Origin of the sequence: Amycolatopsis sp. PS_44_ISF1, assembly GCF_032335455.1 — a bacterium.
Classification (GTDB): Bacteria; Actinomycetota; Actinomycetes; order Mycobacteriales; family Pseudonocardiaceae; genus Amycolatopsis.
Genome location: NZ_JANUXO010000002.1, coordinates 1,874,859 through 1,900,100 on the forward strand (window position 1 = coordinate 1,874,859; position 25,242 = coordinate 1,900,100).

The 25,242-nt window shown below is 68.0% G+C and carries 21 protein-coding genes; 12 read left to right on the top strand and 9 right to left on the bottom strand.

Annotated features, from left to right (window positions below):
- Positions 1-123 precede the first annotated feature (123 nt).
- The 5 genes from NYF13_RS22705 to NYF13_RS22725 all read left to right on the top strand — a co-directional run bounded on the left by NYF13_RS22705 (position 124) and on the right by NYF13_RS22725 (position 7,552).
- Positions 124-1,425: an extracellular solute-binding protein gene (locus NYF13_RS22705; RefSeq protein WP_315659459.1), complete on the top strand. Its 1,302-nt coding sequence runs from the start codon at positions 124-126 to the stop codon at positions 1,423-1,425.
- Positions 1,418-2,347, top strand: coding sequence for a sugar ABC transporter permease (locus NYF13_RS22710; protein ID WP_315659461.1), 930 nt, complete (start codon positions 1,418-1,420; stop codon positions 2,345-2,347). The genes NYF13_RS22705 and NYF13_RS22710 overlap by 8 nt, the downstream gene beginning before the upstream one ends.
- A 1,120-nt stretch (positions 2,348-3,467) precedes the next feature.
- Positions 3,468-4,274 carry a carbohydrate ABC transporter permease gene (locus tag NYF13_RS22715; protein ID WP_315659463.1) on the top strand — a complete coding sequence of 269 codons (807 nt, stop codon included), beginning with the start codon at positions 3,468-3,470 and terminating at the stop codon, positions 4,272-4,274.
- Positions 4,275-4,282: 8 nt separating this feature from the next.
- Entirely contained in the window at positions 4,283-5,575 is a 1,293-nt protein-coding gene (locus NYF13_RS22720; protein WP_315659465.1) for a Gfo/Idh/MocA family oxidoreductase, read from the top strand.
- A 15-nt stretch (positions 5,576-5,590) separates the two neighbouring features.
- A complete protein-coding gene (locus NYF13_RS22725; protein WP_315659467.1) occupies positions 5,591-7,552 on the top strand; it encodes a discoidin domain-containing protein in 1,962 nt (653 codons plus the stop codon).
- A 745-nt stretch (positions 7,553-8,297) separates the two neighbouring features.
- On the opposite strand, the gene NYF13_RS22730 is transcribed toward NYF13_RS22725, so the two are convergent.
- Positions 8,298-9,098 carry a hypothetical protein gene (locus NYF13_RS22730; protein WP_315659469.1) on the bottom strand — a complete coding sequence of 267 codons (801 nt, stop codon included), beginning with the start codon at positions 9,096-9,098 and terminating at the stop codon, positions 8,298-8,300.
- Between the two features lie 669 nt (positions 9,099-9,767).
- On the opposite strand from NYF13_RS22730, the gene NYF13_RS22735 reads away from it, so the two are divergent.
- Positions 9,768-10,001, top strand: a complete 234-nt coding sequence (locus NYF13_RS22735; protein ID WP_315659471.1) for a hypothetical protein — start codon at positions 9,768-9,770, stop codon at positions 9,999-10,001.
- A gap of 289 nt (positions 10,002-10,290) precedes the next feature.
- Here NYF13_RS22735 and NYF13_RS22740 read toward each other — a convergent pair whose 3' ends face one another.
- From NYF13_RS22740 to NYF13_RS22760, 5 genes are all read right to left on the bottom strand, one after another.
- Positions 10,291-10,800: a hypothetical protein gene (locus NYF13_RS22740; RefSeq protein WP_315659473.1), complete on the bottom strand. Its 510-nt coding sequence runs from the start codon at positions 10,798-10,800 to the stop codon at positions 10,291-10,293.
- A 668-nt stretch (positions 10,801-11,468) separates the two neighbouring features.
- The gene (locus tag NYF13_RS22745; protein ID WP_315659476.1) at positions 11,469-12,026 is read right to left on the bottom strand and encodes a vitamin K epoxide reductase family protein; all 558 of its coding nucleotides are present in this window, start codon (positions 12,024-12,026) and stop codon (positions 11,469-11,471) included.
- A 36-nt stretch (positions 12,027-12,062) separates the two neighbouring features.
- A complete protein-coding gene (locus NYF13_RS22750; protein WP_315656806.1) occupies positions 12,063-13,892 on the bottom strand; it encodes a hypothetical protein in 1,830 nt (609 codons plus the stop codon).
- A gap of 58 nt (positions 13,893-13,950) precedes the next feature.
- Positions 13,951-14,313: a hypothetical protein gene (locus NYF13_RS22755; protein ID WP_315656808.1), complete on the bottom strand. Its 363-nt coding sequence runs from the start codon at positions 14,311-14,313 to the stop codon at positions 13,951-13,953.
- A gap of 177 nt (positions 14,314-14,490) precedes the next feature.
- Complete coding sequence (locus NYF13_RS22760; protein WP_315656809.1) at positions 14,491-14,781, bottom strand: hypothetical protein; 291 nt, start codon at positions 14,779-14,781, stop codon at positions 14,491-14,493.
- A 722-nt stretch (positions 14,782-15,503) separates the two neighbouring features.
- On the opposite strand from NYF13_RS22760, the gene NYF13_RS22765 reads away from it, so the two are divergent.
- Together NYF13_RS22765 and NYF13_RS22770 are read left to right on the top strand one after the other, a co-directional pair.
- Positions 15,504-16,283, top strand: coding sequence for a thioredoxin domain-containing protein (locus NYF13_RS22765; RefSeq protein WP_315659478.1), 780 nt, complete (start codon positions 15,504-15,506; stop codon positions 16,281-16,283).
- Between the two features lie 198 nt (positions 16,284-16,481).
- Positions 16,482-16,664 carry a hypothetical protein gene (locus tag NYF13_RS22770; protein ID WP_315659479.1) on the top strand — a complete coding sequence of 61 codons (183 nt, stop codon included), beginning with the start codon at positions 16,482-16,484 and terminating at the stop codon, positions 16,662-16,664.
- A 749-nt stretch (positions 16,665-17,413) separates the two neighbouring features.
- Here the strand turns inward: NYF13_RS22770 and NYF13_RS22775 are convergent.
- Positions 17,414-18,637, bottom strand: a complete 1,224-nt coding sequence (locus NYF13_RS22775; protein WP_315659481.1) for a hypothetical protein — start codon at positions 18,635-18,637, stop codon at positions 17,414-17,416.
- 316 nt (positions 18,638-18,953) lie between these two features.
- Here NYF13_RS22775 and NYF13_RS22780 point away from each other — a divergent pair, with 316 nt between their 5' ends.
- The gene (locus NYF13_RS22780; RefSeq protein ID WP_315659483.1) at positions 18,954-20,483 is read left to right on the top strand and encodes a hypothetical protein; all 1,530 of its coding nucleotides are present in this window, start codon (positions 18,954-18,956) and stop codon (positions 20,481-20,483) included.
- A 359-nt stretch (positions 20,484-20,842) separates the two neighbouring features.
- Positions 20,843-21,175, top strand: a complete 333-nt coding sequence (locus NYF13_RS22785; protein WP_315659484.1) for a hypothetical protein — start codon at positions 20,843-20,845, stop codon at positions 21,173-21,175.
- Between the two features lie 651 nt (positions 21,176-21,826).
- On the opposite strand, the gene NYF13_RS22790 is transcribed toward NYF13_RS22785, so the two are convergent.
- A complete protein-coding gene (locus tag NYF13_RS22790) occupies positions 21,827-22,042 on the bottom strand; it encodes an amidase family protein (protein WP_315659486.1) in 216 nt (71 codons plus the stop codon).
- Positions 22,043-23,143: 1,101 nt separating this feature from the next.
- Between NYF13_RS22790 and NYF13_RS22795 the strand changes: the two genes are divergently transcribed.
- Positions 23,144-23,314, top strand: coding sequence for a hypothetical protein (locus tag NYF13_RS22795; RefSeq protein ID WP_315659489.1), 171 nt, complete (start codon positions 23,144-23,146; stop codon positions 23,312-23,314).
- Between the two features lie 697 nt (positions 23,315-24,011).
- On the top strand, positions 24,012-24,569 hold the full coding sequence (locus NYF13_RS22800) for a hypothetical protein (RefSeq protein WP_315659491.1): 558 nt from the start codon (positions 24,012-24,014) through the stop codon (positions 24,567-24,569).
- A gap of 65 nt (positions 24,570-24,634) precedes the next feature.
- Here the strand turns inward: NYF13_RS22800 and NYF13_RS22805 are convergent, their stop codons facing one another.
- Positions 24,635-25,240: a hypothetical protein gene (locus NYF13_RS22805; RefSeq protein WP_315659493.1), complete on the bottom strand. Its 606-nt coding sequence runs from the start codon at positions 25,238-25,240 to the stop codon at positions 24,635-24,637.
- Positions 25,241-25,242 lie beyond the last annotated feature (2 nt).

A 25,242-nucleotide genomic window follows, 5' to 3' on the forward strand; every position in this document is an offset into this window, starting at 1 on the left:
GTCCGCTTATGCGACGCACATCATAGCAAAACAAATTTCTTTTGCTTTCACCCGGTTGGACGTGTCCCACGTCGTGAACCTCCAGGTGTCGCGCCCGGTTCGCACCTCGAAGAGAAGGTCCTCATGAAGATCAAGTTTCTTGCCGCGAGCGCGGTGGTCCTCGCGGTCGGCGCGGCCGCCTGCGCTCCTGGTCCCGCGGCCCCGACGGCGCCGCAGGCGCAAGGCCCGGTGAACACGGCAGCCCCGGCGAGCAAGGTCAGTCTGTCCCTGGTGTCCACACCGGAGTCCGGTGCCGCCGTGAAGGAAATCATCACCGCCTTCCAGGCCAAGTACCCGAACGTCACGATCCACTACCAGGACACCAACTTCGACGACTACAACAAGAGCCTCAACCTGTCGCTGGCCTCGGATCAGGCACCGGACATCGTCCTGCTCAACTCGGTCGGCACCACGGTCAAGGACGGCCTGGTCCGCGATCTGTCGGCCTACGACGCGGCATACAAGTGGTCCTCGGTGTATCCGAGCGCCCAGCTCGACCAGTGGCGAGTGGCCGAGAACGGAACGACGCTGGGCACCGGCAAGCTGTACGCCGCACCCGCGGGCTTCTCCGAGGTCGGGGTTTACTACAACAAGACCAAGGCCGCCGAACTCGGCATGACCACTCCGCCGACCTCGGTGAGCCAGTTCGAGGAACTGCTGGCCAGAGCCAAGGCCAAGGGCGAGCGGCCGCTGCAGCTGGGCAACGCCGACGGCGGCGCGTCGTTCATCGTCCAGCTCATGGGCCAGTCTCAGGACGGCCCGCAACAGGCGGCCAAGTGGATCTTCGGGCAGCCGGGGCGTTCCTTCGATACCGCGGGCAACCGGGCGGCCGCGGCCAAGCTGGTCGAGTGGACGCAGAAGGGATACGTGTCGGCCGACGCCAACGGCGTGGACGCCCAGACCGCGGTCAGCCAGTTCACCAAGGGTGACGGCGTGTTCCTGGTCGACGGCAACTGGGACGCGTCCAAGATCAGCGACGGACTCCGGGCCGACGCGGGGTTCATGCTCTTCCCCGCACCGCACGGCACCGCCATCGGCACGTCGGTCGCCTACGGCATCTCCGCGAAGAGCAAGAACCCCGACGCCGCTGCGCTGTTCCTGGACTTCCTGCACTCCGGCCAGGCCTCGGCCGCCGAGTTCAAGGCCGGGTTCATGCCGGCCGACCTGACCGCGGCCAAGCCCGCACCGGGCACCCTGATGTCCGATGTCGTCGCCGCCTGGGGCAAGGTCAACGCGGACAACGGGCTGGTGGGGTTCAACAACAACGCGACGCCCACCATGAACGACACCCTGATCGCGACGACACAGCAGCTCATCGGGAACAAGGTCACCGTCGACGGATTCATCGGCGCAGTGCAGGACAACTGGGCCAAGACCCATGGCTGACACGGCAGTGCAGCCCGCCCGGGTGGTGACCGCGCGCGCGGTCACCACCGCGCGGCGGCGCCGGCGGGTCTCCCTGATCCCGCTGCTGTACGTGCTGCCCGCATTCGCCGTCTACCTGACAGTGGTGATCGCGCCCTGGGTACAGAGCATCTGGACCTCCCTCTGGGACTGGAACGGGATCGGGGTGGCCCGCTGGGTCGGTATCGGCAACTACGCCGACGTACTGACCGAACCGGCCCTGCGGGGCGCGGTACTGAACGCGTTCGGATTCATCATCTTCTACTCGGTCATCCCCATCGCGCTCGGTCTCGTGCTGGCCGCGCTGGTCGCCGCGACGCCGTGGAAGGCGATGCCGGTGATCCGCACGGTCCTGTTCCTGCCCCAGATCCTGCCGCTCGTCGCGGTCGGAGTGGTGTGGCGATGGGTCTACAGCGAACGCGGACCGCTCAACGAGGCATTGACCGCCGTCGGCCTCGGTGAGATCACCCGGCCATGGCTCGGCGACTTCGACTGGGCGTTCCCCGCCGTGGGGTTCATCGGGACGTGGGTGTGCACGGGGCTGTGCTTTCTGCTGCTGCTGGCCGGCATCGGCAAGATCGATCCGGCTCTCTACGAAGCGGCGAAGCTGGACGGTGTCGGACCGGTACGCGAGTTCTGGCACATCACGGTGCCCGGTCTCCGGCAGGAGATCGCCGTCGCGGCAACCATCACGATCATCGCCGCGCTGGCAGGTTTCGACGTCGTGTACGTCATGACCGGCGGGGGCCCCGGCTACAAGACCATGGTTCCCGGGGTCCAGGTCTACGAGCTCGTGTTCACCGCCGGCCGGGTCGGCACCGCGTGTGCGCTGGCCACCGTGCTCAGCGCGCTGACCTGCGCCGTGATGTACCTGGTCAACCGGATCGCCCGGGAGCGCCCATGACACCTCAGTCGCCGGCCTCAAAGCGGAACTCACCCCGCGACCTGGTGATCGGCAGGATGAACGGCGCCGCGAGGTACGGCGGAACCGCGGGACGTGTGGTGCTGCCGGGATCGGCCGCTCCCCCGGACGACCGCGCAGGCCAGGACACAGCCGATGCGGGGATGGCGCTCGCCGCAGGTGCGGGCCGGGCCGTCGAGACCGGCCCGGTGACCGGCGTGCCGCCGGCCGCCGGCGGCAGCGGTGGCGGTGGCGGTGGCGGTGTCGTGGACGCCTTGCCGTGCCCGGAGTGCGGCGAGGAGCCCTTTGACCGACGCCACGGTCCACGCGGAGTCCGGGCGGGTGGTGACACCTCCCAGCGCACCCGACGATGTCAGGCGAAGGGAGGTCACTCTGGTGCCGGGCCGGTGTGCGTCCCGCAGCATGCCGAACCGGTCGTCGGCCGGGACGCGGTGACTGCGGACGCCGGTCGGGATACGGACTTCCGTCACGTACGCGAGCATCCGCGTGGCGGACCGCCGCCGGTGGACACGCCCGCCCAGATCGTCGGCGGTCCCGTGCGTTTCGCGAGGGTCAGGGGCCGCATCGGGGAGAGCCACGGAGTGGCGCCGGTCCGTGATCGCTGTCGGCGCAGTTCAGCGGCTATTGCCCAGCGGTGCGTCGACCAGCCGGACGCGCGGACGCCCGATCTAGGCCGGTATGTCCTGTCACTCGGCATACCGGCCCGCCCGGGTTGCCCGGCGGGCGGACCCGGCATCGGTGTGATCCAGCGTGAACGCGGTGGCCCTGCCGCGCTCTCGATTCACCCCGCTCCCCGCACTCCCGGCCGCAGCCCCGGCCATCTGGACGGGGAACAACAGCCCGCCACTTCGCGGCACCAGTGCCGTCTTCCTGCTCGCACCAGGCAGGAGCCAGGCAAAAACGAGGGAATCGGGAGCAGAGCGCTCACCTATCGGCGCTCGAGGGCGCGTTCCTCGGGCACCGCTGCACGGCTGCGGGCAGGCCGGGGTCGGAGGTGCCGGCACGGCCTTCGACGGGTGACCGGCACAAACCTTTATCCCGGCCTCCACCCAGTTCCCCTTTCGCACCCCCTCGGGGCGCCGGCACAGAAGAGAGTGCACCAGTGACCAGAACACTCACCCGGGCCGCGCTTGTCGTGGCAGCGTTGTCGGTGCTGGTGCCGTTCGTGGCGATCTTCCTCGCCGCGCTGCAACCCCAGACCAATCTGGACCCGGGTTTCGAGTGGCCGGAACACCCCCAGTGGGGCAACTTCGCCACCGCGTGGACCAGCGCCGGTTTCGGCGCGCTGCTCGAGTCCAGCGCGATCATCGCTCTCGGTGTCGTGCCCGTGGCCGTCGTCTTGGCCACCCTGGCCGGCTACGGAATGTCCATGATGGGATCCCGGCTGCGGACACCGCTGTTCGGTCTGCTGATGATCGGCCTCGCACTGCCGCTGGAGGCCATCGTCATCCCGCTCTATTACGACATGCGCTCCCTCGGCCTGCTCAACACCTATTGGGCGGTCATCCTGCCGTTGATCGGCGTGTTCATGCCGTTCGGGGTGTTCTGGATGCGTTCACATTTCGAATCACTGCCCAAAGAGCTGACCGAAGCAGCCACAGTGGACGGCGCATCCCATTGGCGGGTTCTGACGTCCGTGCTGCTGCCGACCGCACGCCCGGCCCTGACCACACTGGCGTTGCTGTACTTCATGTGGGCCTGGAACCAGTTCCTCCTCGCGCTGATCCTGATCCAAGATCCCACCATGCGCACTGCGCCCGCGGGTCTGGGCAAGTTCGTCCAGCAATTCGGCAAGAACATCCCCCTGCTGTGTGCCGGGACGCTGATCGTGATCACCCCGGTCGTGCTGCTCTACCTGTTCTTCCAGCGTCATTTCGTCAAAGGCATCCTCCAGGGTGCCGTGAAGTAGGAGCCCCCGTGACAGTGTCCCTTGCCATCCTCGGCGCGGGTGCGCGCGGTGCCGGATACGCGCGCCTCGCCCACTCGCTGGGCAGCGGCCGCGTCGTTGCGGTGGCTGAGCCGAATCCTCACAAGCGTGCCGCCATGGCCGACGAGTTCGGCCTGCCCGCCACCCGGGTGTTCGCCGACTGGCGCGAGCTGACCGCGCTTCCGCGGCTTGCCGATGCCGCCATCATCGCCACCCCCGACCGCGAGCACACCGAGCCCGCGTGTGCCCTGGCCGACCTGGGGTACGCGCTGTTGCTGGAAAAGCCGATGGCGCCCAACGAGCAGGAAGCCGAGCGCATCGCCGAGGCCGCCGTGCGCAACAACGTGCAACTGACCGTGTGCCACGTCCTGCGATACACCCCGTACTCGCAGACACTGCGCGAGATCATCACCTCCGGCCGCATCGGCGACATCGTGTCCGTGGAGCACCTGGAGCCGGTGGGCTGGTGGCACCATGCGCATTCCTACGTGCGCGGGAACTGGGCGGTGGAAGCGGACTCGTCGTCCATGCTGCTGGCCAAGTCCAGCCACGACATCGACTGGCTGGGCCACATCATCGGCAAGCCCGCACGACGGGTCTCCTCGTTCGGAGGGCTCTACCATTTCAGACCGGAGAACAAGCCGGCCGGTGCCACCGACCGGTGTGTCAGCTGCCCGGTGGAACGCACCTGCGCCTACTCCGCCGTGCGGATCTACCAGAGGTTCCTCCACGATCCCGTCTACCAGAAATGGCCGCTGGGTGTGCTCACCGACGACGTCTCCGAGCACGGCCTCACCCAGGCCCTGACCGAGGGCCCTTACGGCCGGTGTGTCTACGCCGGCTACAACGACGTGGTCGACCACCAGGTCGTCATCCTCGAGTACGACGGCGGGGTGACCGCCTCCTTCACCATGGTCGCCTTCACCGAACTGGACTTCCGCAAAACCAGGCTTTTCGGCACCAAGGGCAGCATCGAGGGTGACGGTCGGAGCATCACCGTGCACGACTTCCTCGGCAACGCCACCGAAGTCATCCACACATCCGTGGACGGCTCCGCGTCCGCGGCCGACGGCCACGGCGGCGCCGACACCGAGCTCATGCGCCACTTCCTGACCGCTGTGGCCACCGGAGTCCGCTCCGGCATCGATTCCGGGCCCGAGGTGACACTCGCCTCGCACCGCGTCGTCTGGGCAGCCGAACGAGCCCGGCGCACCGGAACCGTGGTCGACCTCACGCCGGCCCGCATCAACGGCACTGCCCTGACCCGTCCATATCCGTCCTGACGAAGAGGAACGACAATGCTCCCCCTGAGAACAGCAACCTGGTCGACAACCGCAGTCCTGGTCGCGGGACTGAGCCTGACGGCGCTGCCGGCCGCGCACGCCGCGGGCAACACCTACTACGTCGACCCCGCGGGCAGCGACACCGCCCCGGGTACGTCGACCGCCACGGCCTGGCGGTCACTGGGCAAGGTCAACTCCCAAACACTGCAGCCAGGTGACACCGTACGATTCAAAGCGGGCGCCACCTGGACCGGTCAGCTCACACCATCAGGTTCCGGATCGGCCGCCGCACCGGTCACCATCGCCAGTTACGGGGCCGGAGCCAAACCGAAGATCGCCGCAGCCGGACTCACCGGCGCCGCGGTGCAGCTGACCAACCAGCACGACGTCACCATCGACGGCCTCGACATCAGCAACACGAACGGATCGACCACATACCGCGACGGCATCGTCGTGGCCGCACAGGACGCGGGCGCACTACCCGGGATCGCGTTGCGCAACCTGTCCGTGCACGATATCGATGGGCCCGCGACCAGCACCACCCACGTGCACATCGGACACGGCGGCATCGTCGTCAAGATCACCGGCAACACCACCCCGACCTACTACACCGGGCTGACGATCGAGAACAACGAGATCGCCACCGTGCACTCCTACGGCATCACCACGTGGAGCACGTGGATGCAACGCGACGGCTGGACCTCGCTGTGGTCCGAACTCGGCCTCCCGGGCAACGGCTACGGCGCGTTCACACCGAGCACCGGGATGCTGATCCGCGGCAACTATGTCCACGACATCGACAACGGCGGGATCGCGACAAACCAGGTCACCGGCACGCTCATCGAACACAACCGGGTCGCGCGGACCGCACTGGCCCACGGCAACGTCGGCATCTGGTGGTCGGACGCGGACAACACGGTCGTGCAGGACAACGAAGTGTCCGAGACGATGTTCCACGGCCGCGGCGCCGACGGCACAGCCTTCGACTCCGACGAGTCGACCTACGGTTCACTCGTGCAGCACAACTACAGCCACGACAACGGCGGCGGCTTCTTCCTTTCGGTATCAGGCGCGAACGCGGGCGCCGAGGCAGTCATCCGGTACAACATCAGCAAGAACGACGGCAACGAGATCTTCACGTTCTCAACCAACACCCGGCACATCGACATCTACAACAACACGATAGACGTAGCCACAACCCCGGCCCGACCGCTGTACAAGATCGTCCAGAACTACCACAACCCGACTGGAATTTCGTTCCGCAACAACATCTTCGTCAACCCGGGCGGTTACGGTTACGACACTGCCAACATCACCTACCAACGCAACCTCTACCAGGCCGGGCCCACTCCTCCCGACGCCAGCAAACTGACGGCCGACCCGCAGTTCATCGGCACGGGCAGCCCGGTCAGCAGCTACCGCCTCGGCACCTCCTCGCCCGCACGCAACGCAGGACTGGCCATCGCGGGCAATGGCGGAAGGGACATCCTGGCCGACCCGTTACCGTCCACCGCCCCCGCGCTGGGCGCACTGGAACCCCTCACGGCCACCCCGGCAGCCAGTTCCTCCTTCAGCACCGGCGCCGGTACCCTCGCAGCGATCACCGACCAGAACCCGGCAACCTCCTGGGCCAGTCCCAGCACAGTGAGCCTGCCCGGGAATCTCACCGTCGACCTCGGTGCGCCCCAGTCCTTCGACTCGCTCTCACTCGCCACCGCGTTCGGCGCCGGACAGGGCATCACCGGCATGGACATCCAGACCTGGGACGGCACGAGCTGGAATACCGTCGTGGCCGGCGCCCACGTCACCTGGTCCTCAAATACGACACTCGTCGAATTCCGGACCGTCACGCTGCCCGTGACCGTCACCTCCACAAAAGTCCGGCTGGTCGTCACGGATGCCAATCGCCAATGGGGCGACATCGCGCTCTACGAACTGGCACTGGGGGGTGGTGGCACGCAGGCACTCCGACAGTGACCTCCACCTACGCCACCGGGCAGGGCGCACCGGCCAGCATCGGCGATGCGGTGCCAGCCACCTCGTGGACGAGTCAGTCCACCGGGATCGGCTGCCCGGGTTCCATCACGTTGACTTACCCGGCCACCTGCACCATTTCCTTCATCGGCGATCTGACTTTCTGTCAATGCAGGCTCGAAACATATGACGATGCAGAGTTCCGCTCGTCCCACACCGAACCAGCTCCCACCTCAGCAGCCGCAGCTGAGCCGTCAGCCCTTCGCCAGACGTCTCAGCATCCCCGCCCACCGGGCAGGACCGCGACCGCGTAATGGGTTGTTCGGTCCAGCGCTGCGGCCGATCGTGTACCAGGCCGTCCACGACGGGGGCCGGCCACCGCCGGACTTCAAACGCGATCGTGGAGGAGGTCGTCGCCGAGGCCAGTTGCGACGGGCGACCGTGCGGCAGTCGCTGATCATGCTTACTTTCAGCTGCCACAGCCTGCTCAGGTTCGAAGACGACGACGCCTAATCTCGTTGGCCTCGGCGTGCCCGCCGGGTTCGTCCCGGTGCCCGCGAACTCGGACGGCTGGATCTCTTGTCACAACCGCCCTGTGTTGCCTAGGTGTCGGTTCACAGGACGCAGATACGGCCGGTTGACGGCCCGGACCGCCCGTTCCCGCGAGCAGCTTGCCCGGCCGGCGATGAACTCGACGGCGGCCAGGGGAAGCTTTCCCACCGGCCACCGCCACAACACCGAGGTCCGGTCAGTACCGAACACGCACCGCGCCTTTCAGGCCAGCAGCGCCGCCGGCTCCGGCGCTCTGACCATCCACTACAGCCGCCGCACCGCCACGGCCACCACTCGTATCGTCACCGGCCCTGCCGTTGCCCCCGGGCGCGCCCGAAGTGCTGACACTCGCGCCACCGCCGGAGACCGCCACACAGGTACCGGTCATGCCCCCGTTTCCCCCGCCGCCGTCGCCCAGGGTGTCGGGAGCACCGATACCACCGCCGGAACCACCGCCCCGGCCGCCGCCACCGCCGGTCAAGGGCAGGCCGACTTGCCGGGCGCCGCCGGCACCGGCACCACCGCTAGGAGCGGTGATCATGAACAGCAGCGTCCCGCCGACGGTGGTCGCCGCGCCACCGCCACCCCCGCCGCCACCCTCTCCGATACCCTTTTGGTAGGGACTACCACTTGTGCCGCCCGCGCCGCTGTCGATGGTCGAGTCGCCGGTGCCGCCATCACCGCCGGTCGCGCCCTGTGGATTGCGGCCTCCTGCACCGATGAAGAACGGGATGCTGAGCGCCGCAGTGTGGGCGGCCAGTTGCACCGTGCAGGAAACCGCACCGCCCGCACCACCGCCAGCGGGCTCGAAACTTTCGTTGCCGCCTCGGGAGCCGCCCGAAGCACCGGCGCCCCAAGCGGTCAACGTGACCGTGGTGATACTCGCCGGGATCGACACGGACCCAGCGCCAGTCGCGGTAAACGTGTGGTCGTAGGCAGCGTGGGCGGCCGGTGCCACCACGACACTGATCAATCCCACCGACGACACGACAGCCATCACACCACCCAAGCACCGCACCACCGGCCGTCTGCGGGCCGCACCACCTTCCCCGCTGCCGGGCTCGCAGCACTTCACGTCAAGCACAGGACGGGACATCGCACTTTCCCTTCGCTCGAAACTACCCGGCGGACGCCGGGAGCGACGGGCCCGTGGCACGAGGCACCATGTGTGACACACGAACCATCAGCATGATCACTGGCTGTCACAGGTCCCCCTCAGTCTGAACCCCCTGCCCCACTCCCACCACCACCCATTCGAGGCCCCGCGCCAACCCCGCAGCTGCCCTGCCTAGCCACGACCCGGCTCAAGGATCCCGGCTCCCGCGGCCGGCGCACCTCCCGGTGATGCCACCCCGACCGCACACAGTTCTTCAGCAGCGGGCCTCGAGGCCGGAGACACCGTGCGCATCACACTTCGGATATCCGGAATACAGACATCCAACTGGTCGCTGGTCGCGGAAGAAGCGCGGCCGCGCCGCCGACGAAACCGCACAGCGGGCCTCGATCAAAGATCTGAGGGACCTGGCCCGGACCGGTCCTGACCAGAACGCTGTTCCGTGACCCCGATACAGGGCAGTACCTCGACGTCGACCGTCACCAGAGCATCCTTGAAATCTTCGTCAGCGACGTCGAGTTTACCGCCCCGGCCACCGACCTCGTCCCGGACGTGATCGTCTCCAGCTACCACCTCGACAGTACCTGGTCGCCGATGACCGACCCGATCATGCGGATGCACCACCCGCTGAACGACACCGCCACGCCAGGACCGTTAAAGACCAGCGAGCTATTCGACTTCAATGACCGCACCGGCGCAATGAACACCACCATCGGAGAACTCGTCGGGCTAAACATGCAACTCGGCCGGGACACTATACACCCAACCGGCAGCGACTCAGCCTAGCGGCCTCTTTCCACCGTACTCGGGAACCGCCAAAAATCGCATCGGATGCGCATCATCGACACCGTGACACCCGTGATCCGACGGGAAAACAATCCGGACTTGAGCTGCGGATAGTGTCGACCCCCGGACCGCACCGAGGTCACCGGGCCACTCGACAATTCTTGATTGAGCAGGGCGAACACTGCACCATTCGCATCGAATGCAAATATTACGCGCCTGATGCGAACGACGGACAGTCATGGACGGCGGGTCAACCGTCCAATGCGTGGCCGCTTGAGTGCCGGGCCGATCAGTACCGGCTGATGCCTGATACGCGGTCGGGCCACCACGGCGGAGCCGGCTCCTCGATGATCAGCTGGTAGGACGGGCGCTCGCCGCGCCAGCAGGCAGCGAGTTCGGCGGCCAGGGTGCTACATGCCGACAGGCCGCGCCGGTCGTCCCAGACACGCGCGTCCGCGGCCGCGGCCAGCACCGCCGGCCCGGCCGCCTCCGCGAACCCGATGACCGCCGCGGCCGCGGTCTCGGCCTGTCTGGGCCCGGGCACCTCGCCTGCTGGGACCAGAACGCTCAGGCGCAGTCCTCGCCCGGCCGCGGCCGCGGTGCAGTTCAGCTGCCGGGCAATCAAATATTCGCACGTCTGGGCGTTGGCTTGGCGCCTGCGCCAGCCGCGCGGCGCGCGAGCCGTGTCACTCGCCGCGGCCATCAGCCCGCACGCGCGGGCCAGGCCGACGCCATCCCACACAGTCAGCACCACCCGCACCGTCTGCGCGGAATCCAGTCCCGACAGCATCTCGCTCACCCGGGTCAGCGCAGCAGGTAGATCATCGGAACCGATGGGGAATGTCACCGGACAATTTTGTCCTGGTCACGACCCGACCCGCATGCCACGCCACCGGATCGGGTCGCAGCCCACGGCGACCGGCGAGGACGACAACTGGGTGCGCCGCTCACACCTCCCGAATACTGCGCGACCCAGCCGAGAATGGTCTCCCCATCCAGCACGGGCATCCTGCGGCAATCCACGGTGAGCAGCACTGACAACCTCGACCTTAAAGGAGCGATTCAGCACAAACGACGCACCGACCGAACCCGATCCTGGAAAATTTGACCTAATAACACCGGGAAACCCGGCTTAACACCAGCATCCACTGCTAGTCCCGGCCGGACCAGCGCCGAAACAAGTTTCTCGGTTGAACGCCGGTTCCGCCGGCCCGCGCTGAGATCACCCGATAAGCAACGGTGAGGAACCCATCGACCCGGCCACCGTCGTAAACCGGCTCCGTGACCCGCCGGTTAACGAACTGGGGCCAGCGCAGAGGGTCTCGGCGGGGGTAGTCGTTTCCGAGACGGTCATAGCCGACATGAGCGTACCCGTTCACTTCGCACGAAACCCGGGACGCCAGACGCCTTCCCCGGGACCCGCTCCCAGCCCGCTCGCCGTGCGTCAGGCTGTGTGGTTCTCCCGGTTCAATGTCGAACGTCGCCGGTGTGGTCGCGGCTGGAATCGCCGGGCCAGTCGGCCGAGTAGATCGCTCGGCCTCTGCGGGCATCGTCTGCGGGGAAGGCGGCAATCCTCCGGGTCCTGAGGTCCAGCGGGAGGACGAGCGCGGCCAGGGCGACGGTGATGACGTGCACCGCGGTGCACCATTCGCAGATCTTGCCGATCACGCCCAGTTCCACCGTGACCAGGTACGCCACCGTGAGCAGGCCGGCGATGAGCGCGCCCGTCCGCAGCCGGCCCACCAGCGGCCACCGTGATCGCCACGCCCGCGGTGTGGTGAGGGCGGCCATCGAGGCGAAGAAGGGCAGTCCGAGGACCGCCACCGGGATTCCGGCGACCACCGATTCCGGGCTGGAGGTCACCGCCGCGCAGTCGACGACGCGGTTGACCGAGCAGGCCAGCGTGGCGTTGGCGGTGTAGTGGTTGACCGTCATGTACGTGGCGATGGCGAGGCCCGCCACCGCCAAGCCCAGGGCCGCCGTCGTGCGCCAGGTGGCCGGTGGTGCGGTGCTGGTGGCGATCATGCGCGAGAACTCCTGGGGAAGAGGGCGGGGTGGGAGTCAGGTGTGGCAGAGGGACAGGAGCACGAACAGGCCGAGCGGTCCGCAGTCGGGGGAGGTCCGGGTGGCCGGTGGCGTCTGGGGCTGCTGGGCCGGCGGGCCGGTCGAGGGGCTGGCGGCCGGGGGCGGGGTGGTGCGCTCGTCGGCCGGGGCGGCCGGGCGATGAGCGGTGGAGTGCGCCGGTTCGTGCGCAGCGTGTCGCTCGGCCGAGCCCGGCGGCTTGGTCGAAGCGGGTGGCTGCGCGTCCGCCGGTTCGGGCGGGTGGACCGGGGAGGAGGTTTCGGTGGTGGGGACCGGACTCGGGCGCGAGGGAAGGGTTTGCGTAGGAGCGGTCAAGCCCGAGGCCGGGTGGCTGGGCGGGGTGGAGTCGCCCGGCAGCAGGATCCAGAACGACAGGGCCGCCACGACGGCCACGGCCCCGGACCAGATCACGACCAGGCCGGCCGGTTGCGGGTGGGTGGTGCTCCAGTCCCGCAGCAGCCGGCCGGCCCGGACGACGATTCCCCGGGCGAGCTGGAACAGGACCAGCGCGATGCCGATCAGCGGCAGCAGCAGCAACAGGATCCGCACGGTCGTCGAGATGGCGTTCAGCACCGGTGAGCCACCGTCGGCGGTACCGACCAGGGCGATGATGGTGACCCAGTCGGCGCGGACGAGATCCGGTAGCTGCCAGAAGATGTAGCCCAGTTGCAGTGCGAGGGCCGGTACGATCAGCAGAACCCACGCGGTCACCAGGACCTGGGGCCAGCGCTTGAGCGCGGAGAGCTGCTCGTCGGCGGGGCGGCGGAGCACGGTGCGGCTGATGATCGGCCGGATGAACTTGAAGAGATCGGGGATTCCGACGAGGTCGGACACGATGTAGTAGCCGTCGAACCGCAGGGTCGGCAGCAGCTGCTGGATGATCTCCAGGTTGACCGTCAGCACGGCCACGAGCAGGGGGGCGTAACCGGTCGAGGCGTACAGCCCGGTCAGCACGAGCAGGCACAGCCCGTTGAAGTACACGCCGCCCAGGTCGGTGCGGATCCGCCCGGCGCGCGAGAGCCGGTAGGAGTTGGTGACGTCGGTGAAGAACGCGGGCCAGACGAGGTACAGGCCGCACCCCATCACACCGGGGGCGGCGCCGCTGTAGCGGCAGGCCGCCGCGTGCCCGAACTCGTGGATCGCGGTGGAGACGATGGCCAGCACGACGATGACCAGGATTCCGGCCGGTTGCGCGATCGTGTCCCGCATCGCCCCGGACAGGTCCTGGGTGGCCAGGGCCCACGCTTCCGCGGCCACGATCGCGAGCACCATCAGCACCTGCACCAGCGGCTGGAACAGCCAGCCGAACAGCCCGCCGATCACCCACGTGCCCCGGGCCGAGAGCAGGGTCATGCGCACCCGCAGGCCCAGCGCGGGGGTGGGGCGCTCCAGCTCGATCGAGGTCCCGTCGGAGAAGGTGGTGATCCCCAGCGGCGCGAGCTTGCGATCGAGCAGGAACACGATGTGGTCCCGGCCCAGCAGCAGCCCGCTGGCCTCGCCGACGCGCTGGGCGACCTCGGCCAGCACCCGCTCGGTCCCGCCCCCGGCCGAGTTCTCCGGCTGGGCCTTCTCGTACGCCTCGGCCAGCACGACCACGACCAGGTACAGCAGTTGCGGCAGGCGGACGATCTGGCCGTCGGACCGGGCGACCAGCTGCGGTGGCTCCCGGTACCCGGTGCCCTGGAACTGCCCGACCAGTTCGGTGCCGGTCAGGATTCCGACCGGTCCGTGCTCACCGAGCGCCCCCACCTCGCCCGAGCGGAGAGCGGCGGTCGGCTCGGCTGCGGCGAGCGACGGCGAGGGGCACATCGATGTCCTCCAAAAACCTCGGGCAGGCGAAGCTCACGGCCCCGTCCGCGGAGGCTGATCAGTAGCGAGTGGTGATGGCGGCGGGCGTGCACGTGGTGGTCGTGTAGGCGGGCTGCCCGAGGCCGATGAGCCCGATCACCCCGCCGGTGCCGGAGCTGTGCGTGGTGGCGCACGCGTAGTACACGGTCGAGCCGTGCCCGTCGGAGACGGCCAGCCGGCCCGGATCGGGCTGCGCCGAGAAAGCCTGGGCGACCGCGGACGAGGAGGAACCCCCGCCGGCCGGGTGACCGGCCGCCGGGACCGGCTCCCCGAGGCCCGGGATCACCGAAGTCAAGGCCGACAGCACTTCCCTGACCGGCAGTACCTCGCCGCTGAGCGCGTCCAGGAAGGCGTCGTCGAAGGGGGCTGCGGACGCGGTCATCACTACTCTCGTTTCATGGGGCGGCTTCTCCGGCCCGCGGCCCGCGGGGGCGCAGGGTCTTCAGCCGGCGGAACGGATCAGGCTTGGGGGTGCGGGACGGGGCAGGGAACCGCGGAGGGGCGAGTCTCGCCCCTCCGCGGCTTGTTCATCCCATGCTGGGCGTTGAGCGCAGCGCTATCAGAAGCTGGTGACCGCAGACGGGGTGCAGGTCTGGATGTCGCTGGCGTTGTCGGTGTGCAGACCCACGAGCTCCAGCAGGCCACCGTTGGGGACCTTGTGGTCGGTCGAGCAGGCCGAAAGCACGGTGGAACCGTGGTTCGGGGCGATCAGGCTGTTGCCGCCCGACGCCGCTGCCGCCGCCGAGGAGGCGTCGCTGCCGACGCTGAGCGGCAGCGTGCCGAGCACGGTGCGCTCGGGCAGCACCTCGCCGGCCACCGCGTCCAGAGCCTGCACAGAAATAGCCTTCATTGACTTACCTTTCACCTGATCTAGCAACGAAATATCCGATCGCCCGCACCACACAGACCAGCCCCGTTCGTCCACGGCTGTGCTGTTTCTTGAACCAACCAAGAACAATGATGCGAACAAATCGGACACGGGAAGAACCGTACCTTCCCCGCACTCTGACTGAGCGCGCCACAGATGTACCGGAACCGTCCCGCCGAAGTCCAGCCAGATCCACGACCGGAAAACCTAACCACTCAAACGAGTGATAACCGACAACCGGGCTCCAAGATCAATTACCCGTCCGTTTTTTCATGCATTCCAGTCTGCCACCTGCGCCGATGCCACCTCCAGCCGTATCTGGCCGGCCAGATACGCGGCGGCCATCGTCCTTCGCGCCACGGGGAACAAAACCAGCAGCACTCAAGCCTTCGACCACACCTCGTCAACGTTGGCAGACTGACAGCAAATGCAAGCAGGATGCTTTGCCGGACAGCAGAATATTCGAATCGCAGTGCCCCGGCAGCGGCCGTGAACCCGGACCGAGAGGCGGCACCCGGGCCCGATCCGGGGCCGGGTACCGTGCCCCCGGGGACCACGCGCACCACGGCTTACACCGGCTCCATCCGGATCCGGCTCCGCCACCTCACCCCCACCTTTTCCCCATCACCGGAACCCACGCTCGACAACATCCGTGCCCACCGTTTCACGGGTGTATCCGATTCTTTCCCAGAAAGCTGACCCCCATGGACACAAAACAGAACAATATTCGGAACAACCATCGGACATACAGCGCAGACGAGGTCGTCGGGGGCGCGCGTCCGATCGCCGCGGCCAACCCCGGCCGGCGTCGCCGCACCCTGGTGATCGGTATCGGCGTGGTGCTGGTGGCCGCCGCCGCCATCGTGGTCCTCACCCTGAAGAACAGCCGGGCCGACCAGCACCAGGTGGACGCGATCGCGGTGCAGCGGGCCGGCGGGCACTACTCCGCCACGGTCTCCGCGGACGGCACCATCGTCGCGGGCCCGGACGAGGCCACCACCAAGCTCGACGTCTACGAAGACTTCCTCTGCCCGGTGTGCGGCCGGTTCGAGAAGCAGTACGGCGCGCAGATCGACACCGCGATCACCGTAGGCGCACTGCAAGTCCGCTACCACATCGTGAACATGCTCGACGCCAACTCCGCGCCGGCCGGGTACTCCACCCGCGCCGCCAACGCCGCGATCGCGGCCGCCGAAGCCGGGATGTTCGCCGACTACCGCACCAGCCTCTTCGGCTCGCAGCCCGTGGAGGGAAAATCCGGGTGGACCGACGACCAGCTCATCGATCTCGGCCGGCGGCTGGGCATCCGTGGCGATCGGTTCGCCCGTGACGTCACCACCGGCGCGTACCGGAACCTGACCACCGCCCAGTTCGACCGGGTGAAGACCCTGGACTGGTACAAGGGAACACCGACGGTCCGCAACGGCGACACCACCATCGACGTCCTCGGCGACCCGCAGTGGCTGGACAAACAACTCCACTGACACCGGCCCAATCGGGGGAACCGGCCCACCAGTGCCTGTGCCCGTGATAGATGCGGAAACCGATCCGGCGGGTACCGTGCTCGTGCCCGGTACCGGAGAGGTCGCGCAGTCCGGCCGCCCTCGGGGAGCTGGTCTGTCCGGACCGGCGTAATCGCATTCCCCCCGACGCCGGCGCACTGCTATTTCATGATGATCGGAGTGACGCCATCGTTGCAGGGTGAGGGCCTGGCCTCGGAGCTGCTGGTCTGCGCGCTCGGCCACAGTGACGAGGAGGGCCATGCTACGTCCCCGGAGGCGAGCAATACCCGCAGCCGACGCCTGGCAAAGTACTTCCGCCTCCACGGCCGCGGACCCCTGCTGCCCGGCGGCCAGGTGATGTGACCCATGTAGCGCGATCCGAACCGGTGAACATCCCCCGGGACCCTCACGGACAGCCGTGACGCCCGGATACGCCTCCCTCCGGGTGCCGCCGGAATGCAATGCGGGCCCGTTTCCTGCGGCCGGAAGGGACGGCTCGTGCCGGAACGGGTCTACACGCGGGTGTCCACCTGTGAGCAGAGCATCGCACGCCAGACCCATCCGTTCGGCAAGCTCAGCGTTGCACAAGCTTACGGTGAATACTCTCAGCACTCAACACGAATAACTGGTGACAGTTGAATACGCGAGCTCACCAGTTTGAGGACCGAGGTACGCACGTGCCGAGGATCGGCTGGCCTTCTCCAAGCTCTGCTGCGACCTGGCCAGCATCCTCGCCGTCCGGGGCTAATACAGCTCCCGCGATGTGACGCCGCAAATGCTGTTCAGGCCGCTGTCGGCGATTGTCGGCCAGCCGCCGGTGACGCGAGGTTGATGATGACGAGATGTTGACGCGGAAACCCGCACCCGCCGACGGGTGCGGGCCGGGCCGGTATCGCGGGGGACGACCACAGCTTCGCGCGATTCTAGAAATCCAGTACCGGATTGCGGAGTTTCAGAGCCGATGGGCAGGCCCGTGGGCCTGGTACAACCGGGCGGTTCAGCAGGCCGCAGCAGTGCATGCAGCATTCTTGTCTTCGGGTCGCGCACCGATGCCGTGAAGAAGCACGAGGTACTGGAACATGTTGTCCAATCCCCGGCTGTGCACGCTCTTCCTACCGGGGGTAGCGGGCGTCCAGTGTTCCGGTGGTGGTGAGTCGAAGCAGGGCGGGAGCGCCGTCTTTGCTGCCGGAGAGGATGGGCATTCCGGCAGTGGTGGGCAGGACAGCGGCGATAGTGCCGTGGTAGCCGAGTGTGGTCGTTCCGTTGTCGCCGAAGTGGGGGCTTGGGCGTCCCCGGCTGGTCAGGCGGGTCACCGCGGCCCGGGTGGTGGACCCGGTGGTGGTCCCGGCGATGTAGATGCTGTCGCCGTGGACGTTGACCGCGGTAGCGGTGGCCGGGGCGTCGAGGTGGGTGGTGGCCTCCCCTGTGGTTCCGAATCTGGTGTCGCGGGTACCGTCGGGGTGATAGCGGGTGGCGACGAAATCGCCGTTCCTGGTGCCCGCGACGATGGCGTCCTGTGCGTCGTCGAGCACGACGACCGGTCCGGAGCGGGGGGCTTGGGGGCCGGATTCGCGGAGATAGCCGGTTCCGCCGGCGAAATGCTTGTCCAGCTGCCCGGACGGGGTGAACAGCGCCAGGACGAGCGCGGGTACCGCCGTCCGGTCGGTCGAGGTACCGACGACGACCAGTTTGCCATCCGGCCGTTGCGCGAACGCGGCGGCTGTGTCCTTGCCGCCGGTGTTGAGCACGGCTTTGCCGTGGTTGCCGAAGGCGGTGTCCAGACGTCCGCGCCGGGTGTACTTGGTGAGCACAATGTCGTCGCCGCTGGTGGCCAGTAGGAGAAGCGCTCCGGCGGGGGTGATCGCGACGCCGGCCGCCGTGTCGTCACCGCCCAGATCCGCCCGCACATAGCCGGTCGAATTGAACGCGGGATCAGGCTGTCCCTCCTTGGTCAGGCGAGCCAGGAGGACGTCGCCGTCGACGGTGCCCGCCACCGCGGCCGCTCCGGAGGTCCCGTTGCCGGTGTTTTCCACGGCGATCGCCGCCGCCGTGCCGGCGCCGGGGCTGTCGATGGTGGCGAAGCCGCCGGTGCCGTAGCCGCCGCGGCCGTCATGGCCGGCGACCAGGCGGCCGTGGCTGTCGTACTTCCCGACCACGATGGCCGTCCCCCGGGTCCCCGCGACGACGACGGAGTTGTCGGTGAAGATCTCCGCGGAGGCGACCTCGGTGCCGTTCGCCGCGATCGTGGCGGCCGTCGCGGGGTGGCCACCGGGGCCGGCCGGTTGTGTCAGGGTGATGAGCAGAACGGCGACGGCCAGCGCAGTCATCCTGTTCATGGCGGGCTTTGTTGGTTTCATGGGGAGCCCTTCGGATTGCGGGGATCGTGCAGACGGTACGCGAGCAGACGAGGGGCCACACTCCCCCAACCCGGCAGCGGGATTGGCCCGTCACCCACTTTCGGTGATACTCAGCGGCGTGAATAATCTCGATAGTTCACTGTCGGGTGATGGTGGCACCTAGGTCATTGTGGCCCCATCCAACTTGGTGATAGTTCATTCATTTCTCGATCGCTGCCCGGCGCTCCCGACACGCGCCGGCGATCGATGAGGAAAGCGAGGGACAATGATGCGCGTTCCGTTATGGTCGGCGCCGGTGCTGACCGCTGTCGTGCTTGCGGCCGGCCTGGCGGCACTGCCCGGCATGGCCGCCGCGGATGATCCACCACCGGCGGACACGGTGCCGACCGACATTCCGGACCCAGGCGGCAACCTGGTGTTCGACGGTTTCACCGATCACACCATCCGCGATCATGGAGTCCACTCCATGATCTACGAAAACGACCTTTACGACACGACAGAACAGTGCGAAGACTACCGGCAGCACTCGAAACTGAAGGTTTTCGACGACACCAAGCCCGACTACGACGACAGCAGCCGCTACCACCTCCGGGAAGTCGCGGAGTTCCACCCGGCGGAGAAACCGACACCGGTCGATCCCCACGCCACCAGGACGATTACGACCGAAACCGCGAAATCCCAGCGCTGGGAGCACAGCCTCAGCGTGGAGACGTCCACGGAAAGCTCGGCAGGTGGCCTGTTCGCCAAGGTGTCGGCCAAGGTCGCCGTCACCGTCGGCACCACCTATGCCCGGGAGACGACGGTGACGGAAGGGCAATCCACCAGCGTGACCAACCCGACCCCGGACACGGTCCGCTACTACGCGTGGGGGACCTACTTCGACCTGTTCAGTTATCAGCGCTCACCGTGGCGGGTGACGTGGGTGCCGAAAGGCGGCCGGATCTACGCCGGCGACTCGGTGAGTTCCGCAATCAGCTGGTACAAAGCACCGGAGAGCGGCTGCTACACCTCGGCGACGTTCGACACCTTCAAGCTGCCCAGGGCCCAGAGTTCGCTGGCGATGGTCTACGAGCTCAACAAGAACGCGCCGTCCGGGCCCGCTGCCTGCCGTTACCGCGTCACCAGCGGTGATGTGCAACTTTATCCCACAACGCAGGACAAAAAAGGCAAGAAGATACCCGATCTGAAGTCGAAGAAGCTCGTCGACGTCGCTCCCGGAACCTGTTTGAAGGCCGGATCCAACGCCCAGTACCACGACACCGGCGAAGGCGGCTATTCGTACCTGGTCCTCGCGAAGCCCGCGAAAAAAAACGGCCGGTGCCCGATCGAGCCCGACGCCCTGTGCGATGGGCACTACTGGGTGCGCGGCACCGACGTCAGCGGTGACCACGACCGGCCCCCCTACCTCGAAGAATGGGGCAACGGGTTCGGGTTTACGCTCGACTCAGTAGCAGAAGGAACAGGATTGGGTATCGGCGCATACTATAATCCGCCGCCCAGGATAACGACGAACGTCCAGGCCGAACATTGGCGACTGGCAACATCCACACCCGGAACCTGGAAGGTAGAAAGCACCCGAAAGCCGGGCACCTGTATGCAGCTGGGGCGGGACAACGACCGCAACGAAGATGCGATGGTTGTACAAAGTTGTGACCGTGACGAGGCCCGCTTCGCCGTGGTGTATCGCGGCGGCGACCAGTTCAACCTGGTCAGCCCCGGTAATCATCCCCAGTGCCTGACGCAAATCGATAATGATCAGGGAGGGCGGTCGAACCTCACCGCCTGCAGCGACACCGCCAAGCAACGCTACACCGCGACCCCCTGACCCGTTCCGTGTGACGAACACGGTGGCGGACCCGTTGCCAGCCAACGGGTCCGCCTGGGACACAACCGCGACCTCCGGCCACCTGCCACTCCAGCCGCGCCTTTTCCGCTGGCAAAGTGCAGGCTGCGGAACTGGACATCGCGACCGTTCCAGAGGCAGCTTCTCCCAGAGAACTCCCCCGGCGTAAGACCGCGGGCCACCTCCGCCCAGCGGCAGGCAGTAACTTCCCCGCATAGCAGCACGTCAAGGACAGGTGCCCCGTCCTACACCGGCCTCCTGACCGTGCCTGGTGTCCTTGCCTTGTGAACCCGGAATATTCGCGATCCGGTGGCTTCTGGTGCGGGGTTACGTTGCACACCGTGAACAATTATCCGGTGCTCTCTTCCGCCCCGGACGACGACACACCGGCCGCCTTGACCCTGCTGACCGAGACACTACCCGCCCTCGACCCCGCCGCAACGGTACGAATCGTGCTGACCCTGTGGCAGGGAGTGGGGCTGGCCCGCGCATGCGGCATCACCGCCGCTGCGCGAAGACCTCTGGTTACCCCTGGCTGCTGGACGCGCCGGCGGCGGAACGCCGAGGCGGTCGAGTACCTGCTCGCCCAGCAACCCACCCGCACCGCAGCCGCGAAGGACCGCACCCTGCAACTGCACAACCCCCAGCCCCGAAGCTGCCGCCGCGGCCTGTAGCGCCATCGGCGACGCGCGGGAGGTCCAAGCACACCCCGCGCAGTGCCGGGTTGCTTTCCAGCGGTGTCCGCGCGAACACTCCCGCGTCCCCGCCGATGTTGACGACGGTCTCGATGCTCGCAAGGTGATCGCGTCGGCCAGGTACTCGGCCACCCCCTCGATCATCGCGGACATGGCCGCGGTGAACTGCCCGTCCTGGTCGGTGTGATTGCCGAAGTACGCGATCAGTTCCCGGTCCCAGCACCGCGGGCGCCTGGCCGTTTTCGGCGCGGACCGCGTCGGCCAGCGATTCCCACAGCGGCCAGTGGCAGGCCATACCGCCTACCGGCCAGGTCGCGCGGTGAGCCGGGCTCTCTGATGCGGAGCAGGTCCAGCAGCGGGGTCGTGGCGTCCTGCTCACCGCCGGCCGACGCGGTCAGGCCCAGGGCGGCGCAGGCGCACGGGGAGCACACGGTCGCGGACGGGCCGAGCGACTCCGCGCGGGCGATGTCGGACACGGAGGCCTGACCGTTTTGCGCAGGTAGCCAGCCAGATTTGCCACGGCTGCCGTTCGGATGACCTGGGTCGCCCTATGGCCGGTGATCATCTGGAACAGGCGGCCGCTGTCCCCGGTGGCGGCGCCGGACGGGGTCAGCGGACGGCCGAAGAACGTCATGCTGCTCCCGGTGCGGTGAGCGGGTGCCGGTCGGACCAGGGGGCGGCCCTTTCGAGCTGGGCGGTCAGGCGCAGGAGCACGTTCCCACGGTGGGCGGCGTCGGCGAACTGCACGCCGATCGGCAGCCCGTCGTCGTTCTGGTGCAACGGCAGCGAGGTCGTGGGCTGGCCGACGAGGTTGTACGGCGCGGTGCACGCCGCAGATGCCGCCATTCCGGTGAGGATTTGCACGGCGGTCCGGACGGCCGGGTCCAGCTACACCCAGTTCCGCGGGCAGGGTGGGCAGGGTCGATGTGGCCAGGACGTCGAAACCGCTCCACAGCGGGCCGCGTCCTTAGACCACCGCTGTACCTCGGGCAGCGCAGGTCCTGCGGCCGTCCGTTCGCGGGCTGCTCCACCTTGCTCATCTCCGTCGCCGTTTGGCTACGCCACCACTGAGCAGCGCTGCACCGCGGCGGCTACTGATCGCGACCTTGGAACAGGACTTGCAGTTGCCCGCGTAAATCCTGCTCGGGCACACCGCTATCCGCGGCGCCCCGGCCCATGCTGAGGCGCTGGCAAGGCCACACATTGATGGTTCCCGGCTGCTGGTCACTCTGTGTCCCGCACTCCGCGAGGTCGCCGTGCCCTGTATTGCCCGGCTCGCCGAGCTGTGGGAGAACGAGCGCTGCCGGCAGGTCGGTACCGGCCGCCGTCTCGACGGCGCCAGCAAGGGCCTGCCCGAGCGGGCGGTGGAGCCGATGGTGACCGGGATGGTGTGGACGCCAGTGGTTGTAGCGCGTGCAGGCAACGGGAACGGAGGCACCGGCGGGCACGGACCCGGCCGTGACCAGGCGGATTTCGGGGTCGCGGACGAGGTGGTGCCCGCGGAGGTGTCGTTCACGCCTCCGCCGGGTCGTCGAGGACCGGACGCGGAACGAGCGTCATGCCCCGGTCGTGCCGCCGGTCCGGTCAGCCGCGACGACAAGGCACGGACAGTCGAGCGCTTCTGCTCATCAGAGGCGTGATCAAGCGTCGGGAGACCGGAGCCGGGCCCTGATCGCGGTGGTGATGCAGACGATGATGCGTGTGCCCGCGGGAACCCGCGCCGGCAACAGCCCCGGGCTGGTTTGGTCCCTCTCGTGCGTGCCCTCATGACGTCGGATGCCGTCATTCCTAGCACCATCCCGCCAGACCCCCGTCCGGCATGTCGACACGGAAACGACCGGACTGGGAGCGGTCTCAGGGAGTCGGAATGTCCATCGATCCCCGCTGGCCGCGTCGATGATCTTCGGTGTCACTGCGGATGACCTGCATGTGTGGTCTGCGGATCCGATGCTCAACCGGGTCGGTGAGCACCTCGGGCAGGTCTCGTTGGACCGCGTCACCGACATCACCGCAGTACCGGGGCGTAGCTGGCAGCAGGTCACCATCGCCCTGGCCGGTGGGGAGACCATCGAGTTCGAGGGGCGCGGAGCGGTCCACGCGCTGGTGTCGGCCTACTAAGAACGCCGAACGGGAGGCACCCAGAACGGTGCCCAGGCCGAGGAGATCTAAACCGCTGGCACCGGCGGGGCGGACGCTGACGATGCCGAGGGTTGACGAGGAGGTCAGCGCCGGCCGGTGTGCTGGTGGGCCACCGCGGGTGGGCCGGTATTTCGATAACACCCGGGACTCCCGACGCTGAGTCAAACGCAAGGCAGGAGCTCACCGCTGGACCGCGGCATCATGCGGGCGATGAGGTCGGCGGCTGCCCCGGGGGTGCCTTCCTTCGGGTGTTCGAAACGGTGTCGAGGGTGAGGCGGTCGTCGTGGCTGAAGAAGTTCCTCAGGTCGGATCCGGTGGCGCCGACTCCAGTGACGGGAAAAGACGGGAGCGGCTAAAGTCGTGGAGGTTGCCGCCGCCGGTCACGGCGGCGAAGTGGCGTCCGGCACGCAGTAGCTCATCCGGCATGGTCGATTGCCGTTGTCGAACTTCCCGTCCCGGGCTGTGCCGTCCTCGGGCACCCGATAGGCAGTTGGCCACTCATCGACGTACGGCAGCTACCGTCGGCCGACGACCGCGCCAGGGCCGTCCAGTAACCACCGTTCCTTGCCGGACTGACCTTTACCCCATCGCCCCGGCGCCCCGCGCCCGTAGTCGAATATTCCCGATCCGGTGGCTACGGGTGCGGAGCGAGTTGCGCACCGTGAACAATTATCGAGTGCCCGACCTGGACCCCGGCCCGGACAACGACGTACCGGCCGCGCTGACCCGACTCGCCGCGTCACTGCCCGCCCTCGACCCCGCAGCGACCACACCGGTCGTCCTGGCCCTGTGGGAGGGCACCGGGCTGGCCCACGCGTGCGGGGCCATCGCCGCAGCCGCCGACGAGACCCAGGACCGGTGGAGCCGCCGGAGCCGCAACGCCGAAGCGGTCGAGCACTTGCTCGCCCGGCATCTGACCCACACCACCGCCGCGGCCGGCCAGAACCTGCGACTGGACATTCTTCCGGCGCCGGCAGCCCGTCCCGGGCCAGGCGACGCCGACGCGGCGGTGACAGCCGTCCTCGCCTTCGCCGGCACTGCCGGACCGGCCGCGCAGGCCGCGGCCGCCGCCGCCACCGTCTGGGACGACCGGCGCAGCCTCTCCGCCTGGATCACCCTCACCACCGAACTCGCCGCCTGCTGGCGCGGAGAACGCCCCTTCTACCGGCTACGCCCCGACACTCCTGCCCCACCGTGGTGGGCCGCCACCCCGCCCGGCCCAGCGCCACCCTGACCGAGGCCGCCACGCCCGGGTCAGCCTGGTGCGACGCCGCCCGCAACCAGGCCCGGCCACGGTCGCTAGGACGCGGCCGCGTCTCGCTCCCACTGGTCGCGGCTCCACTCGACGTACTCCACCTGCACACCGTCGGCGAGCCGGGCGGTGAGGTTGCGGCCGGTGGGCACCTCTCGCGGGCCGCGTACGAGTTCGGCGCCGGCCGCGGCCAGCCACGCCTGGCACTGGTCAAGGTCGTCGACGATCAGCGTGGCTTGGGTCGCGCGGTACGGACCCAGTGCCGCCTGCGTACCGGCCAGCACCAGCAGCCGGCCGACCGTGGCCAGTTCTAGTCCCCCGGGAAGCGCGAAGCGAGTACTGACCGGGGCACCGGTGCCCTGGGAGAGCACCGGCAACACCTCGTCGAGGTCGGCCACGTAGATCCGGGCGTAGGTTCGCAGAACGCGCATACCGGTGGCAACCAACGCGCCGCACCGTTCGTTCCCGAAACGAAGCGCGAACAGGACGCCCGAGTGGACCTGGACCTCGGCGATGCCGCCGTTCTCGTCGTGTCCGCGGCTAGGACGCAGGGGGGGCACGGCCACGCGATCTCCGACCAGGTAGGCGGCGTCGAAGGTCTTCAGTCGGATGACGGACGCGATGCCGCGCTGGGACGAGCGGAGACGGGCCACCC

What these genes read in the sequence shown, in the direction of transcription:
- NYF13_RS22705 (WP_315659459.1), top strand. Translation starts at nt 124, where the DNA reads ATGAAGATCAAGTTTCTTGCCGCGAGCGCGGTGGTCCTCGCGGTCGGC.
- NYF13_RS22710 (WP_315659461.1), top strand. Translation starts at nt 1,418, where the DNA reads ATGGCTGACACGGCAGTGCAGCCCGCCCGGGTGGTGACCGCGCGCGCG.
- NYF13_RS22725 (WP_315659467.1), top strand. Translation starts at nt 5,591, where the DNA reads ATGCTCCCCCTGAGAACAGCAACCTGGTCGACAACCGCAGTCCTGGTC.
- NYF13_RS22730 (WP_315659469.1), bottom strand. Translation starts at nt 9,098, where the DNA reads ATGGCTGTCGTGTCGTCGGTGGGATTGATCAGTGTCGTGGTGGCACCG.
- NYF13_RS22745 (WP_315659476.1), bottom strand. Translation starts at nt 12,026, where the DNA reads ATGATCGCCACCAGCACCGCACCACCGGCCACCTGGCGCACGACGGCG.
- NYF13_RS22750 (WP_315656806.1), bottom strand. Translation starts at nt 13,892, where the DNA reads ATGTGCCCCTCGCCGTCGCTCGCCGCAGCCGAGCCGACCGCCGCTCTC.
- NYF13_RS22755 (WP_315656808.1), bottom strand. Translation starts at nt 14,313, where the DNA reads ATGACCGCGTCCGCAGCCCCCTTCGACGACGCCTTCCTGGACGCGCTC.
- NYF13_RS22760 (WP_315656809.1), bottom strand. Translation starts at nt 14,781, where the DNA reads ATGAAGGCTATTTCTGTGCAGGCTCTGGACGCGGTGGCCGGCGAGGTG.
- NYF13_RS22765 (WP_315659478.1), top strand. Translation starts at nt 15,504, where the DNA reads ATGGACACAAAACAGAACAATATTCGGAACAACCATCGGACATACAGC.
- NYF13_RS22775 (WP_315659481.1), bottom strand. Translation starts at nt 18,637, where the DNA reads ATGAACAGGATGACTGCGCTGGCCGTCGCCGTTCTGCTCATCACCCTG.
- NYF13_RS22790 (WP_315659486.1), bottom strand. Translation starts at nt 22,042, where the DNA reads ATGGCGGCATCTGCGGCGTGCACCGCGCCGTACAACCTCGTCGGCCAG.
- NYF13_RS22795 (WP_315659489.1), top strand. Translation starts at nt 23,144, where the DNA reads ATGCTCAACCGGGTCGGTGAGCACCTCGGGCAGGTCTCGTTGGACCGC.